Annotated in this window: 18 protein-coding genes; 14 read left to right on the top strand and 4 right to left on the bottom strand. The window is 47.1% G+C overall.

Translation table 11 applies throughout. The features are described from left to right. The first annotated feature begins 39 nt into the window (after positions 1–39). The 9 genes from HMPREF2871_RS10865 (at position 40) to clpP (ending at position 10,274) form a co-directional block, all read left to right on the top strand. Complete coding sequence (locus HMPREF2871_RS10865) at positions 40–864, top strand: amino acid ABC transporter substrate-binding protein (protein ID WP_049344811.1); 825 nt, start codon at positions 40–42, stop codon at positions 862–864. Next, positions 854–1,570 carry an amino acid ABC transporter permease gene (locus tag HMPREF2871_RS10860; RefSeq protein WP_049336124.1) on the top strand — a complete coding sequence of 239 codons (717 nt, stop codon included), beginning with the start codon at positions 854–856 and terminating at the stop codon, positions 1,568–1,570. Before HMPREF2871_RS10865 ends, HMPREF2871_RS10860 begins: the two co-directional genes overlap by 11 nt. Before the next feature lie 9 nt (positions 1,571–1,579). Continuing rightward, positions 1,580–2,347, top strand: a complete 768-nt coding sequence (locus tag HMPREF2871_RS10855) for an amino acid ABC transporter ATP-binding protein (protein WP_004520600.1) — start codon at positions 1,580–1,582, stop codon at positions 2,345–2,347. 171 nt (positions 2,348–2,518) lie between these two features. Next, the gene (locus tag HMPREF2871_RS10850; RefSeq protein ID WP_049344810.1) at positions 2,519–4,438 is read left to right on the top strand and encodes an ATP-binding cassette domain-containing protein; all 1,920 of its coding nucleotides are present in this window, start codon (positions 2,519–2,521) and stop codon (positions 4,436–4,438) included. Positions 4,439–4,485: 47 nt separating this feature from the next. Further along, a complete protein-coding gene (locus HMPREF2871_RS10845) occupies positions 4,486–4,839 on the top strand; it encodes a hypothetical protein (protein ID WP_049344809.1) in 354 nt (117 codons plus the stop codon). A gap of 36 nt (positions 4,840–4,875) precedes the next feature. Beyond that, complete coding sequence (locus HMPREF2871_RS10840) at positions 4,876–5,427, top strand: hypothetical protein (protein ID WP_049344808.1); 552 nt, start codon at positions 4,876–4,878, stop codon at positions 5,425–5,427. Positions 5,428–5,615: 188 nt separating this feature from the next. Continuing rightward, on the top strand, positions 5,616–8,060 hold the full coding sequence (locus tag HMPREF2871_RS10835) for a DNA translocase FtsK (protein WP_049344807.1): 2,445 nt from the start codon (positions 5,616–5,618) through the stop codon (positions 8,058–8,060). Positions 8,061–8,252: 192 nt separating this feature from the next. After that, complete coding sequence (gene tig, locus HMPREF2871_RS10830) at positions 8,253–9,563, top strand: trigger factor (protein ID WP_004520605.1); 1,311 nt, start codon at positions 8,253–8,255, stop codon at positions 9,561–9,563. 90 nt (positions 9,564–9,653) lie between these two features. Then, positions 9,654–10,274 (top strand): ATP-dependent Clp endopeptidase proteolytic subunit ClpP, encoded by a 621-nt coding sequence (gene clpP, locus HMPREF2871_RS10825; protein ID WP_004520606.1) that lies wholly within the window; start codon positions 9,654–9,656, stop codon positions 10,272–10,274. 65 nt (positions 10,275–10,339) lie between these two features. Here clpP and HMPREF2871_RS10820 read toward each other — a convergent pair whose 3' ends face one another. Together HMPREF2871_RS10820 and clpB are read right to left on the bottom strand one after the other, a co-directional pair. After that, positions 10,340–12,325: a site-specific recombinase gene (locus tag HMPREF2871_RS10820; protein ID WP_049336132.1), complete on the bottom strand. Its 1,986-nt coding sequence runs from the start codon at positions 12,323–12,325 to the stop codon at positions 10,340–10,342. A 229-nt stretch (positions 12,326–12,554) separates the two neighbouring features. Next, entirely contained in the window at positions 12,555–15,128 is a 2,574-nt protein-coding gene (gene clpB / locus HMPREF2871_RS10815) for an ATP-dependent chaperone ClpB (RefSeq protein WP_049336134.1), read from the bottom strand. Positions 15,129–15,386: 258 nt separating this feature from the next. On the opposite strand from clpB, the gene trpS reads away from it, so the two are divergent. The 3 genes from trpS to tpx all read left to right on the top strand — a co-directional run bounded on the left by trpS (position 15,387) and on the right by tpx (position 17,558). Then, entirely contained in the window at positions 15,387–16,397 is a 1,011-nt protein-coding gene (gene trpS, locus HMPREF2871_RS10810) for a tryptophan--tRNA ligase (protein ID WP_004520609.1), read from the top strand. An 83-nt stretch (positions 16,398–16,480) separates the two neighbouring features. Further along, on the top strand, positions 16,481–17,020 hold the full coding sequence (locus HMPREF2871_RS10805) for a hypothetical protein (protein ID WP_049336136.1): 540 nt from the start codon (positions 16,481–16,483) through the stop codon (positions 17,018–17,020). A 43-nt stretch (positions 17,021–17,063) separates the two neighbouring features. After that, positions 17,064–17,558 (top strand): thiol peroxidase, encoded by a 495-nt coding sequence (gene tpx / locus HMPREF2871_RS10800; RefSeq protein ID WP_049336138.1) that lies wholly within the window; start codon positions 17,064–17,066, stop codon positions 17,556–17,558. 103 nt (positions 17,559–17,661) lie between these two features. Here tpx and ftsH read toward each other — a convergent pair whose 3' ends face one another. Beyond that, entirely contained in the window at positions 17,662–19,623 is a 1,962-nt protein-coding gene (gene ftsH, locus HMPREF2871_RS10795) for an ATP-dependent zinc metalloprotease FtsH (protein WP_004520612.1), read from the bottom strand. Positions 19,624–19,693: 70 nt separating this feature from the next. Beyond that, on the bottom strand, positions 19,694–20,314 hold the full coding sequence (locus HMPREF2871_RS10790) for an RlmE family RNA methyltransferase (RefSeq protein ID WP_049336141.1): 621 nt from the start codon (positions 20,312–20,314) through the stop codon (positions 19,694–19,696). 111 nt (positions 20,315–20,425) lie between these two features. Between HMPREF2871_RS10790 and yhbY the strand changes: the two genes are divergently transcribed. Beyond that, positions 20,426–20,713 carry a ribosome assembly RNA-binding protein YhbY gene (yhbY, locus tag HMPREF2871_RS10785; protein WP_049333825.1) on the top strand — a complete coding sequence of 96 codons (288 nt, stop codon included), beginning with the start codon at positions 20,426–20,428 and terminating at the stop codon, positions 20,711–20,713. Positions 20,714–20,937: 224 nt separating this feature from the next. Beyond that, a complete protein-coding gene (locus HMPREF2871_RS10780) occupies positions 20,938–22,365 on the top strand; it encodes a tetratricopeptide repeat protein (protein WP_004520615.1) in 1,428 nt (475 codons plus the stop codon). Positions 22,366–22,491 lie beyond the last annotated feature (126 nt).

The raw sequence follows: 22,491 nt of genomic DNA, 5'->3' as shown, positions 1-22,491 counted from the left end.
AATACCAGATGACACACTAAAAATCAGGAGTAAAAATCCATGTTGAAAAAATTCGTACTCGGCACCATCGCTGCAGTAGTTTTGGCTGCCTGTGGCGGCGAAGGCAGCAACTCAGCTTCTTCTGCACCGGCCCAATCCAGCGCGGCCTCCGGCTCACTGATTGAGCGTATCAACAACAAAGGTACCATCACTGTCGGCACAGAGGGCACTTACGCACCCTTCACCTACCACGACAAAGACGGCAAATTGACCGGCTACGATGTCGAAGTTACCCGCGCCGTTGCCGACAAACTGGGCGTAAAAGTCGAATTTAAAGAAACACAATGGGACTCCATGATGGCAGGTTTGAAAGCCGGCCGTTTCGACGTGGTTGCCAACCAAGTCGGCCTGACCAGCCCTGAACGTCAAGCAACTTTTGACAAATCCGAGCCTTACAGCTGGAGCGGTGCTGTTTTAGTCGCGCGTAAAGACAGCAATATCAAATCCATCGACGACATCAAAGGCGTAAAAACCGCACAATCCCTGACCAGCAACTATGGCGAAAAAGCCAAAGCAGCAGGAGCTGAACTCGTACCGGTGGATGGCTTGGCGCAATCTCTGACCCTGATTGAACAAAAACGTGCCGACGCAACCCTGAACGACGAATTGGCGGTATTGGACTACCTGAAGAAAAACCCAAATGCCGGCGTACAAATCGTTTGGTCTGCCCCTGCTGACGAAAAAGTCGGCTCAGGCCTGATTGTCAATAAAGGCAATGATGAAGCATTGGCTAAATTCAGTACTGCCATGACTGAGCTGAAAGCCGACGGCACGCTGAAAAAACTGGGCGAACAATTCTTCGGAAAAGACATCAGTGTTAAATAATTTCCTTGCTTCTCTGCCGTTTATGACGGAAACACGCGCTGATATGCTCATCAGCGCGTTTTGGCCCATGGTTAAAGCCGGCTTCGCAGTGTCTTTGCCTTTGGCGATCGCTTCTTTCGTTATCGGCATGATTATTGCCGTAGCCGTTGCTTTGGTAAGAATCATGCCCTCCGGTGGCATTTTCCAAAAATGCTTGCTGAAGCTGGTGGAATTTTATATTTCCGTCATTCGCGGTACGCCGCTTTTGGTACAGTTGGTCATCGTATTCTACGGTTTACCTTCCGTCGGCATCTATATCGACCCGATTCCTGCCGCCATCATCGGCTTCTCGCTCAATGTTGGCGCATACGCTTCCGAAACCATACGCGCGGCAATTTTGTCCGTACCTAAAGGCCAATGGGAAGCAGGTTTCTCCATCGGCATGACCTATATGCAGACTTTCCGCCGCATTGTCGCGCCACAGGCATTCCGCGTTGCCGTACCGCCTTTAAGCAACGAGTTTATCGGCTTGTTCAAAAACACCTCGCTTGCCGCAGTGGTAACGGTAACCGAGCTTTTCCGTGTTGCCCAAGAGACAGCAAACCGTACTTATGACTTTTTACCCGTTTATATCGAAGCCGCATTGGTTTATTGGTGTTTCTGCAAAGTGCTGTTTCTGATTCAGGCGCGTTTGGAAAAACGTTTCGACCGCTATGTTGCCAAATAAGGAGTTGTCATGATTAAAATCCGCAATATCCATAAGACCTTTGGCGAAAATACCATTTTGCGCGGCATCGATTTGGATGTCGGCAAAGGACAAGTGGTTGTCATCTTAGGCCCTTCCGGCTCAGGCAAAACCACGTTTTTACGCTGTTTAAATGCTTTGGAAATGCCAGAACAAGGTCAGATCGAGTTTGACAATGCGCAGCCGTTAAGCATCGATTTTTCCAAAAAACCAAGCAAACACGATATTTTGGCACTGCGCCGCAAGTCCGGCATGGTGTTCCAACAATACAACCTCTTTCCGCACAAAACTGCGTTGGAAAACGTTATGGAAGGGCCGGTTGCCGTACAAGGCAAGCCTGTCGCCAAAGCGCGTGAAGAGGCTGTCAAATTGCTTAAAAAAGTCGGTTTGGGCGATAAGATTGACCTCTACCCCTACCAGCTTTCCGGCGGTCAACAGCAGCGCGTCGGCATTGCCCGAGCATTGGCAATTCAGCCTGAATTGATGCTGTTTGACGAACCGACTTCCGCGCTTGACCCTGAATTGGTGCAAGATGTTTTGGATACCATGAAGGAGTTGGCACAAGAAGGCTGGACCATGGTTGTCGTTACGCATGAAATCAAATTTGCCTTGGAAGTGGCAACCACCGTCGTCGTGATGGATGGCGGCGTTATTGTCGAACAAGGCAGCCCGCAAGATTTGTTCAATCATCCCAAACATGAGCGGACACAAAAATTCCTGCGCCAAATCCGTGCGGACAATGCCGATCTTCAAATTTAATTGAAACGACAGACAATTTGAAAGTATTTCTGACTGTCATTTCATAAAGGCCGTCTGAATAAGTGAAATAGAAATCGTTGCTTTCGTCTTCATGCTTGTTCAGACGGCCTTTTATATTTCTTTTCAGGTAAAATAACGCCTTTCGTTTTACTCATCCCCTTGCCTGCCATCATGATAGAAATTCAAAAACTCACCTTACAACGCGGTTTGAAAGTCCTGCTCGATAAAGCCGATGCCATAATCAACCCCGGCCAACGCGTTGGATTAATCGGTAAAAACGGTACGGGAAAATCCAGCCTGTTTGCGCTGATAAAAGGTGAAATCACTCAAGATGGCGGCGAAATCCTTATTCCGAAAACATGGCGTCTGGCTTCCGTCTCTCAAGAAACGCCGGATTTAGATATTTCCGCTTTAGACTACGTTTTGCAAGGCGATGCCGAATTGCAGGCTTTTCAGACGGCCTTGGCACAAGCAGAAACGCAAAACGACGGTATGAAGCAAGCCGAATATCACGCCAAACTTGAAGAAATCGATGCCTATACCGCTCCGGCACGCGCCGCCAAACTGCTTAACGGCTTGGGTTTCTCACAAGAAGAACATACCCGCCCTGTCAAATCCTTCTCCGGCGGCTGGCGTATGCGCCTCAACCTCGCCCAAGCACTGATTTGCCGTGCCGATTTGCTGCTTTTGGACGAACCGACCAACCATTTGGATTTGGAAACCGTATTGTGGCTGGAAAGCCATCTCGCTTCCCTGCCCTGTACGCAAATCATCATCTCCCATGACCGCGACTTCTTGAATGCCACCACAACGCACACCATCGAACTGTCGCAACAAAAACTGACCCAATACGGCGGCAATTACGATTTCTATCAAGCCGAACGCGCCCAACGTCTGGCGCAACAACAAGCCGCCTACGTCAAACAGCAGGCGCAAATCAAACATCTGCAATCCTTTATCGACCGTTTCAAAGCCAAAGCCACAAAAGCCGTGCAAGCCCAAAGCCGCATGAAGGCACTAGCCAAGCTCGAGCGCATCGCTCCTGCGCATTTGGATAGCGAGTTTTCCTTTGAGTTTGCCAATCCGACCCACCTGCCCAATCCATTATTAAAACTCGACCATGCCGACTTGGGTTATGGCGACAATACCGTTTTGCACGATATTACCTTGTCTCTGGAAAGCGGCGCACGTTACGGCCTATTGGGCGTTAACGGCAGCGGTAAATCTACATTTATCAAAGCATTGGCAGGAAAAATCGATTTACTTTCCGGCAGCATCGTCCGATCCGAAAAGCTCAATATCGGCTATTTTGCCCAACACCAACTGGATACCTTACGCGCAGACCAAAGTCCGGTTTGGCATATCCAGCAGCTTTCGCCCGAAGTCCGCGAACAGGAAATCCGCAACTTTTTAGGCGGTTTCAACTTTGTCGGCGATATGGCGGTTCAAAAGACTGAGCCGTTCTCCGGTGGGGAAAAAGCGCGGCTCGCCCTTGCCATGATTATCTGGCAAAAACCTAATCTGCTGCTGCTTGACGAACCGACCAACCACCTAGACTTGGATATGCGCCACGCCCTGACACTTGCCCTGCAAAGTTTCCAAGGCGCATTGATTGTTGTTTCGCACGACCGCAGCCTGCTTGAAGCAACTACTGACAGCTTCCTCCTTATCGACAAAGGCCGTCTGAACAACTTCGACGGCGATTTGAACAACTACCGTCAATGGCGATTGGCACAAGAAAACGCCGCAGCAGCCCCCGCCGCTTCTGCACAAAGCCAAAGCCGTAAGGATACAAAGCGCATAGAAGCACAAATCCGTCAGGAAAAAGCCAAACGCAGCAAACCGATTCAGCAGAAAATCGACAAAGCCGAAAAAGAAATCGCACGATTGACTGATATTCAGACGGCCTGTGAAGCATTTTTGGCACAAGAATCTGCTTATTCAGAAGAAAATAAACCCAAATTGCAAGAGACACTCGCACAATTAACAGAAACTAAAGTAAAATTAACGCAACTGGAAGAAAACTGGCTGCAATGGCAGGAAGAGCTTGAGCAAATCCAAATTGATGTCGAAGCCGAGTTTTCCCAATAAAAATAGAGCCATCAGGCCGTCTGAAATAAAACACAATACGGAAAAACATGACTTCAATCATCAAACAAGCCGGATACTTCCTCGTATCCTCTTTCCTCTTGGGCATTTCTCTTCACGCAGCCGCCGCAGTTTATTCCTGCGGCAACGGCAGCTATACTTCCGAACCCAAATCCTCCTGCGCACAGGCCGAATTGCCTAAAATCAGCGGCCATCAAGGCAGCGGTTACCACCTCAACATCCGCAGCCTCAATGCCTCCGATGACCGTGCAAGTGCAAAGCCTAAGAAAAAGGCACGCGCGGGAAAATCCGATAAACAAGAGAAAAAAGCCGACAAACCGAGCAAAAACAAAAACCGTGCAAAAGCCAAAAAACAGCAGCCCATGCCGTCTGAACAAGAATAAAATGCTCAACTGCAACGCATCAGCCCTACCTGAATCATGAAAAAATACCTGCTTACCCTATCCCTGCTGCCGCTTGCCGTTTTCAACAGCCAAGCCTATGCCGCAAAAATCTACACCTGTGAAGTCAACGGCTCGATCGTCTATACCTCGCGCCCAAGCGGCAACTGCCAAGCCGTCAACGATTTGCCGATTGTCGGCAAATACAGCAGCAGCCGATACGACGCCCCGGTCAGCGATGCACCTACACTCAACGCGCCGACATCACAAACGGCTCCGGCAAAAAGCAAAAATACGGCGGCAAAATCCAATCATAAAGCAACGCCTAAACCTGCCCCCGTCCGCACCGCTTCTGAAACAGCTCCTCCTCCGGTTCCCAAATCCTCCGGCGTCAACAGCCGCCGCTCTATTTTGGAAACCGAGTTATCGAATGAACGCGCGGCTTTGGCCGATGCCAAAAAGCAATTGAGCCAAGCGCGGACAGCCAAAGGCGGCAGCGTCAATCAACAGGCCATCAGTACGCTGCAAGGTGCTGTTTTGGATAGGGAGAAAAACATTCAAGCCCTCCAACGCGAACTGGGCAGAATGTAAGTTCAAATCAATCAAAACATCAGGCCGTCTGAACAGGTGGAAACGAACTCCAAAATTTTCGTCACGCCATACAGACGGCCTGAATCCTATAATGATTACGCCCGTTTCAATTTCTTGTGCCTAGTAAATACGGTATAATTTGCCCTTTACGCACATTACCCCCGGTCTTTTCAGACGGCCTTTATCTCATGACTGCAAAATCTTCTAAAACCCAAACAAAAAAACGCGTCTCTACCAAACCGGCAGCCAAACCGACCACACGCAAATCCACTAAAGCACAAACTCAAGCCGACAATAAAGTCTCCCAACGCCTGAAAGCCGCCAAAGAGCTGCAAAAAAATGAAGAAAAAAAAGCGCGTCCCGAGCATGTCGTTAACTTGATTAATGATGCTTTATGGCTGTTTGGCTTGGTTATCACCATTTATCTGGCCATTTCCCTAGCCAGCTTCAGCATGGAAGACCCTGCATGGTCGCGCAGCGTTCCCAAAAGCAACGATGTCGCCAACCTCGGCGGCCTCTTCGGCGCATATCTTTCCGATGTCGGATATTATCTGTTCGGCTTATCGTTTTGGTGGTGGATAGTCGCCTCTTGCGTTTTCCTCTACAAAAATTTCCGCCCCATGAAAAAGCAGGAAAACCACAAGCCCTACAATCACGGCGTAGCCGCTTTGGCATTGTTCCTCCTGCTGGTGTGCAGCCCGATTATCGAACATTTCCTGTTTGACAATGCATTGAGCGAATCCCTTCCCGTCGGCGCAGGCGGCTTGGTCGGCTTGCTGGCAGGTTCAGGCTTGGCTTGGCTGTTGGGTAAGTCGGGCAGCCTGTTGATTATGCTGGTGATGTTGCTTTTATCCATTTCCCTGTTGGCTCAGGTGTCATGGTTGGAAGTCATGGCCAAATCCGGCAGCCATATGGGCGGCCTGTTTGGCAGCCTGATGAAAAAACTGTCTCAATTCCAAAATAGAAAAGAAGATGTCCGCACCGAAGCTTTGGAAACCCAAAATACGCGCCGCATGGTTAAAGAGGCCAAAACCATTACCGCCACTCCGGTTGCTCCGTTGGCAGGCAGCAGCAGCAACCGTAAAACTGTTGCCGTATCCGTTGCGCCGCCCCCTAAAATCCAAACTTCCCTGTTTGACGATACAGAACCTAAAAACAACGGCGAATACCACAAACCCAACATGAACCTGTTGCGTATGCCGTCTGAAGAACCGGTTGCCGTCAATCCGGATGAATTGCAACAGACCGCAGAATTGATTGAAGCCAAGCTGGCTGAATTCGGCATCGGCGTACAGGTTGTTTCCGCCACTTCCGGCCCCGTGATTACCCGCTACGAAATCGAACCGGCACAAGGTGTCAAAGGCAGTCAAATTGTCGCCCTGTCCAAAGATTTGGCGCGCTCGATGTCTCTGCAAGCGGTACGCATCGTAGAAACTATTGCCGGTAAAAACACCATGGGCATTGAATTGCCCAATGAGAAACGCCAAGACGTGATGTTGAGCGAAATCCTCTCTTCATCCGTGTTTACCGACGCCAAGTCCAAACTGACCGTTGCTTTGGGTAAAGATATTGCAGGGACACCCGTTGTCGGCGACTTGGCAAAAATGCCGCATCTTTTGGTTGCAGGTATGACTGGCTCAGGTAAATCCGTCGGTGTGAACGGCATGATTATGTCCATGCTCTTCAAAGCCACTCCTGACGAAGTCCGCTTCATTATGATTGACCCGAAAATGCTTGAATTGAGCATTTACGACGGCATTCCGCACCTGCTCTGCCCGGTTGTGACCGATATGCGCGAGGCCGGACAAGCATTGAACTGGTGTGTTGCCGAAATGGAAAAACGCTATCGCCTGCTTTCCCATGCCGGCGTGCGCAATCTGGACGGTTTCAACCAAAAAGTCGAACAAGCCAAAGCAGCAGGCAAACCATTACTCAATCCGTTCAGCTTAAATCCTGATGATCCCGAGCCTCTGGAAAAACTGCCGTTGATTGTAGTCGTCATCGACGAGTTGGCAGACTTGATGATGACTGAACGCAAATCCGTCGAGCAGCAAATCGCACGCCTTGCCCAAAAAGCACGTGCTGCAGGCATTCACATGATTGTCGCCACCCAACGCCCAAGCGTTGATGTAGTTACCGGCCTGATTAAAGCCAATATCCCGACACGCATGGCCTTTACCGTACAAAGCAAAATCGACAGCCGCACCATTCTTGACCAAATGGGTGCAGACGAATTGCTCAAATACGGCGACTCGTTATTCCTGCAACCGGGCAGCGCAGAACCGACACGCCTGCAAGGTGCATTTGTTTCCGATGATGAAGTACATCAAGTCGTCAATTTCGTCAAAAAACAGGCTCCGACCAATTATGTGGAAGGCCTGCTCAGTGGCGAAGCAGCCATCGAAACCACCAATATTGTTAATCCGAACGCAAACAGCGATGAGCTATTCGATCAAGCCGTTGCCTTCGTATTAGAAAGCCGCAAGACTTCCATTTCCGCCCTGCAACGCCAATTACGCATCGGCTACAACCGTGCCGCCAATTTAATAGATGCGCTTGAAAATGCCGGTGTTCTCTCTCCGGCAGACATCAACGGCAGCCGACGAATTCTGGCTCAAAAAGACCAGCTGTAAAAAACAACAATATCGAAACACAAAGGCCGTCTGAAAAGAATTTCCTACTTTTCAGACGGCCTTTTTATGTTATTCGTGAAACATTGTGTTATACTAAGCAGCTAAATTTTGACCTTATGCACGCTTCCGAAATTCTTCGGAATACTGAGCAGAAGGATAACCGTTTAAACACAACAAATTTAAGGGCTTACGATGAGCGTAACTGTTGAAACTTTAGAAAATCTGGAACGCAAAGTAGTATTGTCTCTGCCTTGGTCCAAAATCAACGCAGAAACTGAGAAAAAACTGAAACAAACCCAACGCCGTGCAAAAGTTGACGGCTTCCGTCCGGGTAAAGCACCGTTCAAAATGATTGCCCAAATGTACGGCGCAAGCGCACAAAACGACGTTATCAACGAATTGGTACAACGCGAATTCTACGAAGTTGCTGTCGCTCAAGAATTGAAAGTTGCCGGTTACCCACGCTTTGAAGGCGTTGAAGAACAAGACGATCAAGAGTCTTTCAAAGTTGCCGCTATTTTTGAAGTCTTCCCCGAAGTAACCATCGGCGATCTGTCTGCCCAAGAAGTAGAAAAAGTAACTGCAACCGTTGGCGATGCCGAAGTTGACCAAACTGTAGAAATCCTGCGTAAACAACGCACCCGCTTCAACCATGTTGACCGCGAAGCCCAAAACGGCGACCGCGTCATCATCGACTTCGAAGGCAAAATCGACGGCGAACCTTTCGCCGGCGGCGCATCTAAAAACTACGCTTTCGTATTGGGTGCAGGTCAAATGTTGCCTGAATTCGAAGCCGGTGTTGTCGGCATGAAAGCCGGCGAAAGCAAAGATGTTACCGTAAACTTCCCTGAAGACTACCACGGTAAAGATGTTGCCGGTAAATCTGCCGTATTCACCATCACATTGAACAACGTTTCTGAAGCTACTTTGCCTGAAGTTGACGCTGACTTTGCTAAAGCACTGGGTATTGAAGACGGCGACGTTGCCAAAATGCGTGAAGAAGTGAAGAAAAACGTCGGCCGCGAAGTTGAGCGCCGCATCGGTGAACAAACTAAAGAATCTGTAATGAACGCCCTGCTCAAGGCAGCCGATTTGCAAGTTCCTGTTGCTTTAGTCAACGAAGAAGCCGCCCGCTTGGCAAACGAAATGAAACAAAACTTCGTTAACCAAGGTATGGCTGACGCTGCCAACTTAGATCTGCCTTTGGATATGTTCAAAGAACAAGCAGAACGCCGCGTTGCTTTAGGTCTGATTTTGGCTAAATTGGTTGAAGAAAACAAACTTGAGCCAACTGAAGACCAGATCAAAGCCGTTGTTGCCAACTTCGCTGAGAGCTACGAAGACCCTCAAGAAGTTATCGACTGGTACTACGCAGAGCCTTCCCGCCTGCAAGGCCCGACTTCTTTGGCAGTAGAAAGCAACGTTGTTGATTTCGTTCTGAGCAAAGCTAAAGTAACTGAAAAAGCGCTGTCTTTTGACGAAGTAATGGGCGCACAAGCTTAATTGCTCTAAGGCCGTCTGAAACAGACAATCAAAAGCACCGAAGCGCTTTAAATGGCTTTGGTGCTTTTCCATCATTAACAGGAGACAAAAATGTCCTTCGATTTCAATAATTACCTTGTCCCTACCGTTATCGAACAAAGCGGTCGCGGCGAGCGCGCATTCGACATCTACTCACGCCTTTTGAAAGAGCGCATCGTTTTCTTGATTGGCCCGGTGACAGACGAATCTGCCAACTTGGTTGTTGCGCAATTACTGTTCTTGGAAAGTGAAAACCCTGATAAAGATATCTTCTTCTATATCAACTCTCCGGGCGGTTCGGTTACTGCCGGTATGTCGATTTACGACACCATGAACTTCATCAAGCCGCATGTTTCTACTTTATGCTTGGGCCAAGCGGCAAGCATGGGCGCATTCCTGTTGTCCGCAGGCGAAAAAGGCAAACGCTTTGCCCTGCCAAACAGCCGCATCATGATTCACCAACCGCTCATCAGCGGCGGCTTGGCCGGTCAGGCTTCCGATATTGAAATTCACGCTAAAGAGCTGCTGAAAATCAAAGAGAAACTGAACCGCTTACTCGCTAAACATTGTGATCGCGATTTGGCCGACTTGGAACGCGATACCGACCGCGACAATTATATGTCTGCCGATGAAGCTAAAAAATATGGTTTGATTGACCAAGTTTTGGAAAACCGCGCCTCTCTGCAAGCCTAATCTTTATAGTTTTTAAATTAAAAGGCCGTCTGAAAAGTATATATTCAGACGGCCTTTCTTCAATCTTACTTCGTGTTTTCTTTGTTATTCACTTGAACCGGATACAGCAAAATCAAAGGATTGGCTTTAACTTGACTCCAGAAGCTTTTCAGCAGATTACGCATACTGCCCAAACGCGTGCCGCGTGAACGAAGCGCAACAGCCAAAGCCAAAGAAAAGCTGACCACCAGATTCACCATGCCGATTGCCAATACACTTGCCAAGCCAAGCATAAAAGTGAATATATCTACATGATCGCTAATCGCGGCATAACCCAAATTTGCCGAAGAGAACGCTACATGACGAATATCCAGCGGCAAGCCGAAAAGATGGCCGAAATAGCCGGTCATCCCCAAAAGCATACCGAAAATAAAATTGCCCATAAGCGAGCCGTAATGCTTATGAATATAAGCGGCCAAACGGCGGCGTGGCTCCGGACGCATGATTTTTCGTAACAACGGATTAAACGGCAGGCGCTGACGCAGGTTTAGATAATCGGAACGATTGTCAAAAAAGCCGGCAATAATACCCGAACAAAATAACCATACACCGGCAATAGCGGCATACCATAAGGTCGGCTGAGTAAAAATCTCAATAGATTTAAGCTGGTAGGCTGTAACCGCCTCGTTTAATAAAGGCTGACCATGCGTGTAGGCATAACCCCAAGCGATCCCCGCCGCCAACAATATGGCAATCGATACATTGCCAAACACGGCAACACTTTGCGAACGGCACACATCAATCAGCAGTTTTGCCAATTTATTGTCCACCGCTTTGCTACCTTCATTTGAGTCCACCTGCTCGGCAAAGCTCGCCGCCGTCATGGCTGGCTGCTTGGTCGCAACAGTGCAGTGCAGCATATGAATCAGCATAAAGCCTAAGCCGTAGTTAAGTCCGGCAAGGAATGAAGTCGTAAACTCGCCGAACCCCAAAGACGCAATATGGATTTTATTCAATGCCATCAAAGCAATAATTACGCCACCGCCCGCTGCGGAATAAAACATTTTGAAATATTCGCTACGGTTGCGCGTAATGTAATGCTCGCCATGATGACTTTTGTTTTCCGTAATACTGCGTGCCAGCATTCGGATACTGCTTTTACGCAAGTGGCTGGTGCTGTATTGCTCCACCGCCGCATAAATCATCGCATTCATCAGATTGACAGTTAAGCGGGTACGGCTAGTTTCGATTTGAATATTGGTCAACAATTTCAGGCGGTCTATGGTTTGTTGCAGGCGTTCGAGCAAGTGGGCAACTTTTACTGACGAACCAGACCCGGCTCCGGTACCACGACGGCGCAAATAGTCAATTTGCTTTTCACACTGGTCAAACATAACCTCCAAATGCGCCGTGTCATAAGCTTCTTCGCTATGGCGATAGTGTTCCACCATCTTCGCAATTTCGCGCTGTAAAGCGACAAATGCAGAATCCGCTTCCAACAAACGGGGGGCAATCCGTATTAAATCTGGCTCAATCGCTTCGGAAGCAATCCAAATAGACAGCATTTCTACCGCTCGCAAACGGGCATCCGCCAACTGTCGGCTGGCCGTCTGAAGCAAAGCAGGATCCGCCTTACCCTGCAACAATTCATACATGCTCAACCATTGTCGCAAACTCAGTGTTTGCAACCATTTATCATCGTTTTCAGAATGAAAAAGATATAAAAACACTTCGCGCAAGTTGGAAAAATCTTTATAAGACGGACTGAACCGCTCATAAATCCGTATGCCCATTTCCCGGGTAAAACTATGGCGCGAGAAAATACCCAGTTTAATCAGCGCAGGATAAATGTGAACTTTAGACAGCCAAGTATAAAAGCGCAGGCTGAATTGACGGCATAAAGCATCGTCTTGTTTTAAAGTAGATAAAATCAAATCGAAACGTTCGGAAGCCTGTTTTTTACCTCCTCGGCGCAAAAATTTGATTAATGCATTGAGAATAAGAACAAAGTCGGTATCATTTAAGCGTTCCGACAAAATAATGTGAAGATTTTGATTAGTCAGTTTCTGCATTGTAGCATTATTACATAAAATGAGATATTTAGCAAGAACCTCGGCAAACAGGTCGAATTATATCGTATTCTTTATCAACCCATGTCACAAGATTTTCAATTAATATTCTCTAAAATTCAATGAATAATCAAATTACATAATAAATATATGATGTGAATCAATAACTAAGAAAGGCCGTCTGAATTCTTTCAGACGGCCTTTTACAACAACATACTACATTGTTTAAATCCTATGCAAACAAGAGCTTACCACCCTCTTCTTTAACATGGATTGTGCTATCAGGTGCATATTTGCCTTCAAGCAATGCTTTTGCCAGCGCATTTTCGATTTCTGACTGGATGGCGCGTTTGAGCGGACGGGCACCATACACAGGATCAAAACCGGCTTCGGCAATCAGATCCAAGGCAGCATCATCGACTTTCAGATGCAGATGTTGCACTTCCAAACGTTTTTCCAAACCTTTAAGCTGGATTTTCGCAATGCTGCGGATATTGGCCTGATCCAAACCATGGAACACGACTACTTCGTCAATACGGTTGATCATTTCAGGACGGAAATGTTCTTTCACATCCTCCATCACAACTTCTTTCACCGCTTCATAGTCTTGAGTACCCATTTGTTGGATATGTTGGCTACCAATATTAGAAGTCATCACGATAACGGTATTTTTGAAGTCCACAGTGCGGCCTTGTCCATCGGTCAAACGGCCGTCATCCAAAACTTGCAACAGGATGTTGAACACGTCGGGATGGGCTTTTTCCACTTCGTCCAAAAGAATCACGCTGTACGGTTTGCGGCGGACTTGTTCGGTCAGGTAACCGCCCTCTTCGTAGCCAACATAGCCGGGAGGAGCACCGATTAAGCGGGCAACAGCATGTTTTTCCATGTATTCGGACATATCGATACGAATCAGATGATCTTCGCTGTCAAACAGGAAGCCTGCCAATGCCTTACACAATTCGGTCTTACCCACACCGGTCGGGCCTAAGAACAAGAAGCTGCCATAAGGTTTATTCGGATCGGCCAAACCAGAACGGCTACGGCGGATAGCGTCGGACACAGCACGCACGGCTTCGTCTTGACCAACCACGCGGCGGTGTAATACTTCTTCCATCTTCAGCAGCTTATCGCGTTCACCTTCCATCATTTTTGACACAGGAATGCCGGTCATACGGGAAACGATTTCGGCCACTTCGTCCGCACCAACTTCGGTACGGAAGAGTTTGTTTTGTTTTTTGCCGTCGGGGTTACTTTCCGCAGCTTGCAACTGTGCGCCCAATTTCGGCAACTCACCGTATTCGAGTTCGGACGCACGGGCAAAATCGCCTTGGCGTTTGGCCTGCTCGATTTTGACTTTGATGTCGTCCATCTGTTTCTTGATGTCGGCGGTACTGGAAGACGCCGCTTTTTCGGCTTTCCAGATTTCGTCCAAATCGGCGTATTCTTTTTGCAGGCCGTCAATTTCTTCGTCTATCAGTTCCAAACGTTTTTTGCTGGCGTCATCGCTTTCTTTGGCAACGTGCATTTTTTCCATTTTGAGCTGGATAATGCGACGGTCAAGTTTATCCATTTGCTCAGGTTTGCTATCCAGCTCCATTTTGATGCGGCTGGCTGCTTCGTCGATCAAATCAATCGCTTTATCAGGCAGGAAGCGGTCGGTAATATAACGGTCGCTCAACTCCGCTGCGGCAACGATAGCAGGGTCGGTAATATCGATACCGTGGTGGATTTCATAACGCTCTTGCAAACCGCGCAAAATAGCGATGGTGTCTTCCACGCTGGGCTCGCCGACCAATACTTTTTGGAAGCGGCGTTCGAGTGCCGCATCTTTCTCGATGTACTGACGATATTCGTCCAAAGTAGTCGCGCCTATGCAGTGCAGTTCGCCGCGTGCCAAGGCCGGTTTCAACATATTACCTGCGTCCATCGCACCGTCGGTTTTACCTGCACCAACCAAAGTATGGATTTCGTCAATGAAAATCAAAGTGTTACCATCATCTTTAGCCAAGTCGTTCAAAACGCCTTTCAAGCGTTCTTCAAATTCGCCACGGTATTTCGCGCCGGCAATCAAAGCCGCCAAGTCCAGAACCAAAAGGCGTTTGTTACGTAGGGATTCAGGCACTTCGCCGTTAACAATACGTTGCGCCAGGCCTTCAACAATAGCGGTTTTACCCACACCAGGTTCACCAATCAGCACAGGGTTATTTTTGGTACGGCGTTGCAATACCTGAATTGCACGACGGATTTCATCATCGCGGCCGATAACAGGGTCGAGCTTACCGTCTCGGGCGCGTTGAGTCAGGTCAAGTGTGTATTTTTTCAAAGCATCGCGTTGGTCTTCGGCATTCGCATCGTTCACGTTTTGTCCTCCTCGTACCGCATCAATCGCGGCATTGATATTTTGTTCGGTTGCACCGGCTTCTTTCAAAATTTTGCCGGTCGCATCATTCTGCTGAACCAAAGCCAGCAGGAAAAGTTCGCTGGCGATATAGGCATCGCCACGTTTGGTCGCAGCCTTGTCCATCAAGTTCAATACAGCTTGCAGCTCACGGCTAGGCATAATATCGCCACCTTGACCGGATACTTTTGGCAAGCTGCTCAAATGTTGCTGCAAACGTTGTTTTACTTGAGGCACATTCACACCTGCATGAGCCAGTAACGCAGCAGTACCACTGTTTTGATCGTCAAGCAACGCTTTTAAGATAAAGCCTGCCTCTAGGTAGCTGCTGTCCGCAGCCAAAGCCAGACTTTGACCTTCTTGCAGAGCTTGCTGAAATTTGGCAGTCAATTTATCAAATCTCATTTTAAGTTCCTCTTCAAATATATTCTGTTAGAGCCTATATAAGCGCAAATGTGGATAACTCAAGAGCCATTTATCCCATTAATCAACAATTTTTACTATATTATTGTTTTATAACGTTTTATTTCTATGATTTTATGTGCATAACTTTTATTATCCATCTACTCTTTACTCAAAAGGCCGTCTGAAAAATCAAGAATAATCAGGTATAATCGGCACCATATTTATTTTCAGACGGCCTTTGTGCCGAAGGATACTTTCATGAGCAAAAAACGAGTTTTAACAGGCGTTACCACAACAGGTATTCCCCACTTGGGCAACTACGTCGGTGCCATCCGCCCGGCCATCCGCGCGGCGCAAGATTCCAATACCGAATCATTCCTCTTTTTGGCCGACTATCACGGCATCATCAAATGTCATGAGCCGGAAATGATTCATCAATCTACTCAAGCTGTTGCTGCCACATGGCTCGCCTGCGGACTCAATCCGGAACAGACCACTTTCTACCGTCAAAGCGATATTCCCGAAGTAATGGAATTGAACTGGATTCTGACCTGTATCACTGCAAAAGGCTTGATGAACCGTGCCCACGCTTATAAAGCTGCAGTACAGGCAAATACCGAAAACGGTCAGGAAGATCCAGATCACGGCGTGGAAATGGGCCTGTACAGCTACCCTATCCTCATGACTGCCGACATCCTTATGTTCAATGCCCATGAAGTTCCAGTCGGTCGCGACCAAATCCAACACGTTGAAATGGCACGCGATATTGCCGGTCGCTTCAATCACCGCTTCCAAGAACTCTTCACCTTGCCTGAAGTAAAAATTGACGAAAATGTCGAACTCTTGGTCGGCTTGGACGGACGAAAAATGTCCAAATCCTACGGCAATACCATTCCGCTTTGGGAAAACGACAAGAAAACCCAAAAATCGGTCAACAAAATCATCACCAATATGAAAGAACCCGGCGAGCCGAAACAGCCTGATGAAAGTCCTCTGTTTGAAATCTACAAAGCCTTCTCCACGCCGTCTGAAACTGCCGAGTTCACGCAAATGCTGGCCGAAGGCCTTGCTTGGGGTGAGGCTAAGAAACTCTTAGGTGCAAAAATCAATGCCGAACTCGCAGAACCCCGCGAGCGTTACAATGAGTTGACAGCCAAACCCTCTCAAATTGAAGACATTTTGCAGGCCGGCGCACAAAAAGCGCGTAAAGAAGCACGCGAATTGTTGGATAAAGTACGCGATGCGGTAGGTATTCGTCCGTTGAAATAATAATAGTAAGGCCGTCTGAATATTTCAGACGGCCATAATATCGTTTATCATTTGAAATATAATCGTTTTCTAGGGTTTCTCATATGAAAAAAACCTTCCCCCTTATCTTGCTCAGCCTTTCATTGGCTGCCTGTGGCGGTAAATCTGAAGATACTGCAGCCAATGATGCTGCTTCAGGCAAAGCGCCCAAGCCTACCTTCAAAGTCAAATACATCGATGAACAAGCCATAGCCGGTTTGGATTTGGGCACAGCTCAAGAAGGCGAAACCAAAGAAGGTAAGAAACAACGCACCTATCCGATTAACGGCATAGAGGGTGGTGTCATTAATCTGCTTGGCAAGCACCCTACCGACTTAGAAGTCATCAGCGGCCAATGCATGGAAAAAAATGAAAAAGGCGTTTCAGTCGGCTGGTCAGCCAACGGCGTCTGCCACACTGCCTTTGCAAAAATGGTGGACAATATTGCCCAAGACGGCAGCAAACTGACCGACTATCTGATTTCACACGCTGCTTTGCAGCCTTATACCGAAGGAAAAAGCGGCTATGCCGCCGTACAAAACGGCCGCTATATTTTAGAAATTGACAGCGAAGGCATGTTCTATTTCCGTCGCCGTCATTACTAAACTCCTGACCATCCTATTTTCCCCCTGACACAAGGACTGAATCATGGCCCAAGTTACTTTCCAAGGCTCACCTATTTCTACAAACGGCAATTTGCCTGCCATCGGCCAAGTTGCACCTGATTTCACATTGGTAGCGGCGGACCTATCTGAGAAATCATTGGTTGACTTTGCAGGCAAACGCAAAGTGCTGAATATTTTCCCCAGCATTGACACTGGCGTATGCGCCCAATCCGTCCGCACTTTCAACAAACGTGCCTCGTCTTTGGACAATACCGTCGTCTTGTGCATTTCTGCCGATTTACCGTTTGCACAAGCACGTTTCTGCGGCGCAGAAAGTTTGGAAAATGTAGTGACACTTTCTACATTCCGCAGCAGCTTTTCTAACGATTACGGTGTTACACTGACAGAAAGCCCATTACGCGGCCTAACTGCCCGTGCAGTGGTGGTTTTGAATGAGCAAAACCAAGTTCTCCACGCTGAGCTGGTATCTGAAATTGCGAACGAGCCTGACTACGAAGCTGCTTTGGCTGTTTTGTAATTAACCAAATAAAATCAGGCCGTCTGAAGCTTTTCAGACGGCCTTTAGCTTATCTTCAAAATAAAAACGGTAGCTTAAAAGCTACCGTTTTCTGTTTCAAACCTTATACAGATTTATCTGTTTTGTCTGCTTCTACTGACTCAGTATTCTGAACCTCATTTTGCTCAACAGGTTCAACAGCTTCAGCAACAGGAGCTTCAGGCTCTTCTACTTTGTCATCGCGGACATTGTGGCTGTAATCCTTAGGCGGACTAGGCTGTTTACCAGCCATAATTTCCAAAACTTGGTCTCGATCGATGGTTTCCCAATCCATCAGTGCCCTGCACATGGTTTCCATCTTATCACGACTTTCATCCAAGATTTTGTAAGCCACTTGGTATTGCTCTTCTAAAATACGGCGGATTTCCGCATCGATATCTTGTTGGGTTTTCTCGGAAATATTTTGAGAACGGGTTACGCTACGACCCAAGAATACTTCACCTTCGTTCTCAGCATAAACCATCACACCCATTTTGTCGCTCATACCATAACGCGTTACCATCTCGCGTGCCATTTGAGTTGCACGCTCGAAGTCGTTAGATGCACCGGTAGAAATACGGCCAATAAAAATATCTTCAGCAATACGGCCACCAAACAAGATTGAGAGCTGGCTCAGCATTTGGTCTTTGTACATACTGATGCGGTCACGCTCAGGCAGTTGCCAAGTCAAACCCAATGCACGGCCACGAGGCATAATCGTTACTTTGTGAACCGGATCGGTAAACGGCAGGCTTTCCGCTACGATTGCATGACCGGCCTCATGATAGGCTGTTGCACGTTTTTCATCTTCGTGCATCACCATGCTGCGACGTTCCGGACCCATGTAGATTTTGTCTTTCGCATCTTCAAAGTCGCTTTGATCAACTTTAACTTTATTGCGACGGCCGGCAAACAAAGCTGCTTCATTGACCAAGTTTGCCAAATCCGCACCTGAAAAACCAGGTGTACCACGAGCCAAAGAAGTCAAATCTACGGAGGCATCCAAAGGTACTTTTTTAGCGTGTACTTTTAAGATTTGCTCACGGCCACGAATATCAGGCAATGGAACAACGACTTGACGGTCAAAACGGCCCGGACGCTGCAACGCAGGGTCAAGTACATCAGGACGGTTGGTTGCTGCGATCACAATAACAGTTTGGTTGCTTTCAAAACCATCCATTTCAACCAATAATTGGTTTAATGTTTGCTCACGCTCATCATTGCCACCGCCCAAACCGGCACCACGCTGACGGCCGACCGCATCAATTTCATCAATAAAGATGATACATGGAGCGTTTTTCTTGGCCTGCTCGAACATATCGCGGACACGGCTCGCACCGACACCGACAAACATTTCTACGAAGTCAGAACCTGAGATACTGAAGAATGGCACCCCTGCCTCACCAGCAATCGCTTTGGCCAGCAATGTTTTACCCGTACCAGGGCTACCAGCCAACAAAATACCACGCGGCACACGACCGCCTAAGCTTTGGTAACGATTGGGGGCTTTTAAATAATCTACGATTTCTTGTACTTCTTCTTTTGCCTCATCACAACCGGCAACATCGGCAAAAGTCACTTTATTGGAATCTTTATCCAACAAACGCGCACGGCTTTTACCAAAAGAGAAGGCGCCGCCTTTACCGCCACCGCCGCTTTGCATGCGCATGAAGTAGAACCATGCACCGATCAACAACAAAACAGGCAGCAGGCTGTAAAACAGACTGGCCAGCATGCTTGGTTTTTCTTCCGGAGTCACTTTGACGCGTACTTTGTTATCCAACAGTGTTTTAACCAAGTTGTCATCCAAAGGCGCATTGGTATAGAAGGCAGTTTTATCGGTGCGCTCACCTTTAATCAGATAGCCGCTGACAACAGATCCTTCAATATTGACATTGGATACTTCGCCACTATTAACTTGCTGAATAAATTGAGAATATTCGATTTGCTGTTTATCTTCCTGCTTATCGCTGAGTGCATTGAATGCTGCTAAAAGCATAGCACCACCCACTACCCAGACTAATATGTTTTTAATGGTATTCCCCACTGAACAGGCTCCATGGTTACAAAATAAATAAAATCAAGGGAAAGAATTTTAAAGCACCCACCCTACATTGTCAGCGTTTATTTTTGCCTAATAGGTAAATCTCACTGGAACGATTGCGGGAAGCATCCGGCTTTCGAGTTTGTACACTGGCAAAAATTTCGCGCATTGCCGCCGTATATTCCTGATAGCCCGCGCCTTGAAACACCTTCACCAAAAAACTGCCTCCGGGTTTCAAATGCTGCGAGGCAAAATCCAAAGCCAGTTCACACAAATAAAAACTGCGTGCCTGGTCTGTTACGGCATTGCCTGACATATTGGGTGCTATATCGCAGATTACAAGGTCTAACGGACGATTATCCAATAAGGCTTCAAACTGTTCCAAAACAGCATCTTCCCTAAAGTCGCCCTGAATAAACGACACACCATCAATCGCATCCATCGGTAAAATATCCAAAGCAAACACCGCCCCTGTTTTACCGACCAGCTTGGCCGCCACCTGCGACCAACTACCCGGCGCGCTGCCCAAATCCGCCAAAACCGTACCTGGTTTGATTAATTTATCTTTTTGATTGATTTCCAATAATTTATAAGCCGCTCTGGCACGATATCCGTCCTTTTGTGCCATATGGACATAATGATCGTTGACGTGCTCATGCAGCCATGCTTTTGAAGATTTTGAGCGTACAGCCATCTTGATTTGAAATGCTTAAGTTAAAATCAGCATTGTACGTTATTTCCCCCGTAAATGTTCTAAATCGCGTACAATATAGCCATTATTCTTTTGAATTGGATACTTATTAATATGAGCGACAACAAATTAAGCACCAAAGAAATTTTGGCCTTGAAAGCCCAAGCACACCACCTCCACCCTGTCGTTATGGTTGGACAACAAGGCTTGACCGACTCGGTCATCAAAGAAACCGATGCCGCATTGACAGCGCACGAATTGATTAAAGTCCGTGTTTTTGGCGATGATCGTGCTGAACGTATTGAAATTTGTGATGCCCTGTGTGAAACACTGGGTGCTCAACTGGTGCAACATATTGGCAAATTACTTGTTTTGTGGCGTAAAAAACCGGATGATAAATAATTTAAACTGAATAAACAGCAGAAGTATTTTCTCAACCCACTTTATCATATCCTTCTGTTGTATTTATGCAGCATAAAAAAAATTATTCCATTATTCTAAGTATAAAAGTACAAATACGGTTGCCTGTTTTTGTAAATAACCTCAAAATTACAAAATCATAACGACCGCACCCTGTCGGCCGATTATTTTATTCCTAATCCTTCACAAAATATAAAAGCAAACCGATGAATGCTCAACAATATGAAGAATCTTTTCTGCTAGCAGAAAAATTAATCACTCAAGACCCACCTGACTTTGCACGAGCCATCCCATTGCTCTGCGAAGCAGCAGAAGCCGGGCATGTTGAGGCTGCATTTCAGCTGGCAGGATGCCTGTTCGAAAACCAAGAAAACGAACAAGATTTAGCAATTGCAGTTGAATATTTAAAACAAGCGGCAAGAGCCGGTCATCCCTATGCCCGCTACAATCTTCTCCAATTACAAGAAAATAACGGCGCAGAAGTAGAAACGCTTATTTCAGCCTATCAAGAACTTGCCAAAGAAGACTTGGTCCCGGCCCAGCTGCGCCTGATGCGTTTATATGCGGATAGCGGCAATGACCAAGAAGCAGTCAAATGGGCATTGAAAGCTGCCGAGCAACAAAACCCTCAGGCGCAATATTTCTTAGCCCAACACTACCAATACTCAAGCACCCCTGATTTAGAATACTCCCATAAACTCTACCAGCAATCTGCCGCACAGGGGTTTATTGCAGCACACTGGCAACTTGGTCTTCAATATAAATTGGGTCAAGGTGTCGCACAAAATCCTGAAAAAGCAATCGAACATTTACGCATTGCCGCCAATTACGACATTGTTCCGGCGCAAACTTCTCTTGCAGAACTCTTAGTCGCATCAAATCCTGCTGAAGCATTGGAATGGTTTGAAAAAGCTGCCGCACAAGGTGACAGCAATGCGCATGTAGCACTTGCCGAAATCTATCTTTTGGGAAAAAACACCGAGCGAAACCCTCAAAAAGCCTATCAACACGCCAAGTCTGCTGCGGACCAAAATGATCCGGAAGGCTTGCGCCTTTTGGGAGATATCCATCGCTACGGATTGGGACGAGCAGTTGATGCAAACACCGCCCGTCAGTATTATCAACGCGCAGCCGACTTAGGCAATCTTGTCGCTTACCAAAAACTTCTATCTGACAGTGCGTTGAATAACCAGCAAAACTATGAGTTAACCAAAGAAATCGCCCTCCAACGTCAAGAGGCCGAGCGCCTATACAAACTGGCATTTGCAGCGCACTATGGCTTAAAACGTCAACAAAATTACGCTGAAGCACTGGATCTATACCATCAATCCGCAGAACATGGACACAGCAAATCCCAAACCAATCTTGGCATGATGTATTACAGTGGACAAGGTGTACCTGTCGACTATGCCCAAGCTGCAAAATGGTTTGAAGCTGCAGCCAAACAAAGGGATACAATGGCCCAATATAATCTTGCCTGTCTCTATTACCACGGCCTAGGTGTAGAGAAAGACATCAATAACGCATGTTTTTGGCTGCAAGAAGCCATCCAACATGGACATGAGCAGCAAGATGTTCTCAAAGAGCTTTTAGCTCAATGGAAGCAATTTGCCCAAAAATCCTCTGCAGTTTAAAGGCCGTCTGAAATTCTAACTTCCTACATAAATGACATGTTCAGAGCTAAACTAAAAGCCTGTACATGTCATTTTTTCATTTACTCTTCCTAAATAATTATCATCTTCAAATCCCATTTCCTCTTA

The sequence above is a fragment of the Neisseria sp. HMSC067G12 genome, from assembly GCF_001812725.1.
GTDB lineage: Bacteria > Pseudomonadota > Gammaproteobacteria > Burkholderiales > Neisseriaceae > Neisseria > Neisseria perflava.
Note: the sequence above shows the minus strand (reverse complement) of the source record. Positions and strands in the feature narration are given on the sequence as shown.

Excerpts from the sequence above, each read along its gene's own strand:
- HMPREF2871_RS10865 (WP_049344811.1), top strand. The coding sequence starts at position 40 with ATGTTGAAAAAATTCGTACTCGGCACCATCGCTGCAGTAGTTTTGGCT.
- HMPREF2871_RS10855 (WP_004520600.1), top strand. The coding sequence starts at position 1,580 with ATGATTAAAATCCGCAATATCCATAAGACCTTTGGCGAAAATACCATT.
- HMPREF2871_RS10850 (WP_049344810.1), top strand. The coding sequence starts at position 2,519 with ATGATAGAAATTCAAAAACTCACCTTACAACGCGGTTTGAAAGTCCTG.
- HMPREF2871_RS10845 (WP_049344809.1), top strand. The coding sequence starts at position 4,486 with ATGACTTCAATCATCAAACAAGCCGGATACTTCCTCGTATCCTCTTTC.
- HMPREF2871_RS10840 (WP_049344808.1), top strand. The coding sequence starts at position 4,876 with ATGAAAAAATACCTGCTTACCCTATCCCTGCTGCCGCTTGCCGTTTTC.
- HMPREF2871_RS10835 (WP_049344807.1), top strand. The coding sequence starts at position 5,616 with ATGACTGCAAAATCTTCTAAAACCCAAACAAAAAAACGCGTCTCTACC.
- tig (WP_004520605.1), top strand. The coding sequence starts at position 8,253 with ATGAGCGTAACTGTTGAAACTTTAGAAAATCTGGAACGCAAAGTAGTA.
- clpP (WP_004520606.1), top strand. The coding sequence starts at position 9,654 with ATGTCCTTCGATTTCAATAATTACCTTGTCCCTACCGTTATCGAACAA.
- HMPREF2871_RS10820 (WP_049336132.1), bottom strand. The coding sequence starts at position 12,325 with ATGCAGAAACTGACTAATCAAAATCTTCACATTATTTTGTCGGAACGC.
- clpB (WP_049336134.1), bottom strand. The coding sequence starts at position 15,128 with ATGAGATTTGATAAATTGACTGCCAAATTTCAGCAAGCTCTGCAAGAA.
- trpS (WP_004520609.1), top strand. The coding sequence starts at position 15,387 with ATGAGCAAAAAACGAGTTTTAACAGGCGTTACCACAACAGGTATTCCC.
- HMPREF2871_RS10805 (WP_049336136.1), top strand. The coding sequence starts at position 16,481 with ATGAAAAAAACCTTCCCCCTTATCTTGCTCAGCCTTTCATTGGCTGCC.
- tpx (WP_049336138.1), top strand. The coding sequence starts at position 17,064 with ATGGCCCAAGTTACTTTCCAAGGCTCACCTATTTCTACAAACGGCAAT.
- HMPREF2871_RS10790 (WP_049336141.1), bottom strand. The coding sequence starts at position 20,314 with ATGGCTGTACGCTCAAAATCTTCAAAAGCATGGCTGCATGAGCACGTC.
- yhbY (WP_049333825.1), top strand. The coding sequence starts at position 20,426 with ATGAGCGACAACAAATTAAGCACCAAAGAAATTTTGGCCTTGAAAGCC.
- HMPREF2871_RS10780 (WP_004520615.1), top strand. The coding sequence starts at position 20,938 with ATGAATGCTCAACAATATGAAGAATCTTTTCTGCTAGCAGAAAAATTA.